Raw genomic sequence first — 1804 nt, 5'->3', positions numbered from 1 at the left:
TCGCCCGAGCAGCACCGGAATCGCCTGACCTGGACCACCAGGTGCACGTCAAAGCCATGCGCCGGCATGTCGGCAAGGCGACGGAGATAACGGCTGTGAACCCGTCCGGACCGGGACCCGCAACACGGGCACGCCGCCCAACCCTTTGCTGTTCTGGCGAAAATCTCGAGAGTCGTGCGATCGAAACCCACACGCTCGACCACAAGCCCGGCAGGCAGAAGCTTCTTCATGTTCAGGCGCGGCATCAAACCTCTCCTCATGAGTTCATGGGAAAAGCTACCGGCGCCATCTCGCGGGCATCATCAAAAGTGAGATGCCGTAACGGGGCCTGCGTCGCGCGCTGTCCGTTGCCCTGCTTGCCAGCCGAGCGGGCTGCTGGCGAAGTTCCCGTGTTGGATCAAACAGGAGGGCTACGGGATGAAGCTGTTTATTGGCCTGGACGTCTCGCTCGCAAAGGCAGCGATCTGTGTGCTCAGCGAGCATGGCAAGATCATCAGGGAGGCGGAAGTTGCCAGCGACCCGAACGCACTGGCGCAGTTCGCAAAGGGGCAGCCGGGGAACATCGCCGCAATCGGCCTTGAGGCGGGACCTCTGTCCCAGCGGCTGCACCGGGGGCTGGCGGAGGCAGGGCTTGACGCGGTTCTCATGGAGACACGCCAAGTCAAGGGCGCCTTGAAGGCAATGCCGGTCAAGACCGATCGAAGAGACGCCGAGGGCATCGCCCGGCTGCTGCACCTCGGCTGGTTCCGCCCCGTCCACTGCAAGTCGGTCTCGGCGCAGGATATCCGGGCGTTGCTATCGGCGCGCAAAGCAGTCCAGCAGGCCGTGATCGCACTGGAGATGTCGCTCCGAGGCCTGCTGCGGAACTTCGGTCTGAAGGTCGGGGCCATTTCCCGGGACCGGTTCGATGCACGGATCCGAGAGCTGATCTGCGGCAATTGCCTGCTGGAAGCGGGCGTTGGTCCCATGTTAAGCGCCCGCGCCAGTCTGCGACGGGAACTTGCCGGGCTCGAACAGCAGGTGCGCCAGCTTGCAAAAGACGATCCGGTCTGCCGCCTGCTGATGACAATGCCGGGCGTCGGGGCGGTGGTCGCCCTGACTTTCAAGTCGGCCGTCGATGATCCAGCGCGCTTTACTTCGTCGAAAAAGGTCGGCCCATGGGCGGGACTGACACCGTCCCGGCAGCAGTCCGGCGAAAGCGACATCATCGGCGGCATCACAAAGGCTGGCGACATCGGCCTGCGCCGCGCGCTCTGCCAGGCGGCGACTGTCATGCTGCATCGCGGGCGCGCCTCATGGCTGAGAACATGGGCGGCGCGGGTTGCAAAACGGCGCGGAAACAAGCGGGCGATGGTAGCCTTGGCCCGCAGGATCGCTGTCGTTCTCCATCGGATGTGGCGCGATGGCGCGAATTTCCGGCCAGACGTGGCGCCGCCCATGGCCTGACCGCTTCGTCGCACCACCCGCGACCTGCCTGCGCGCGCGTGCCTCCGAGTGTCCCGAGGGACGTGGTTCCGGTGATGCCGTGGCTCTGACTGGTGCCGCCAGCTCAGGCGAGCACGCAAGTGAGATGGGCACGCCGGAATTGCATCGAACCAGCATCATGTTGGCAGCCGTCGCGCTGACCACGGACCGAAGCATGTATCCCGTGGCACTCAGTGCGAGAGCGCAAGCCACGGCAGGAGAGCAAGGGACCGGAAAACCCGCTCTGGCGGAACAAACCGCATGGGCGAAAAGGCTTGACGAAGACGACCCCGTTACCGAAGTCAGAGCCAATTTTGCACGCCGAAACATGCCAGCTCCC

3 protein-coding genes are annotated in these 1804 nt (G+C 64.5%); 2 read left to right on the top strand and 1 reads right to left on the bottom strand.

What is annotated here, in order from left to right:
* On the bottom strand, positions 1-245 hold a 245-nt coding region (locus C5F48_RS23510; RefSeq protein ID WP_181247769.1), incomplete at its 3' end, for a transposase family protein.
* Positions 246-417: 172 nt separating this feature from the next.
* Between C5F48_RS23510 and C5F48_RS23505 the strand changes: the two genes are divergently transcribed.
* Both C5F48_RS23505 and C5F48_RS25845 read left to right on the top strand, forming a co-directional pair.
* A complete protein-coding gene (locus C5F48_RS23505) occupies positions 418-1446 on the top strand; it encodes an IS110 family RNA-guided transposase (RefSeq protein ID WP_107666091.1) in 1029 nt (342 codons plus the stop codon).
* A gap of 124 nt (positions 1447-1570) precedes the next feature.
* Positions 1571-1804 (top strand): hypothetical protein (locus tag C5F48_RS25845; protein ID WP_219907836.1); only part of this gene is annotated, 234 nt, incomplete at its 3' end.

This window comes from Cereibacter changlensis JA139 (assembly GCF_003034985.1).
Taxonomy (GTDB): Bacteria; Pseudomonadota; Alphaproteobacteria; order Rhodobacterales; family Rhodobacteraceae; genus Cereibacter; species Cereibacter changlensis.
This window is presented reverse-complemented; position numbering and strand designations above follow the sequence as displayed.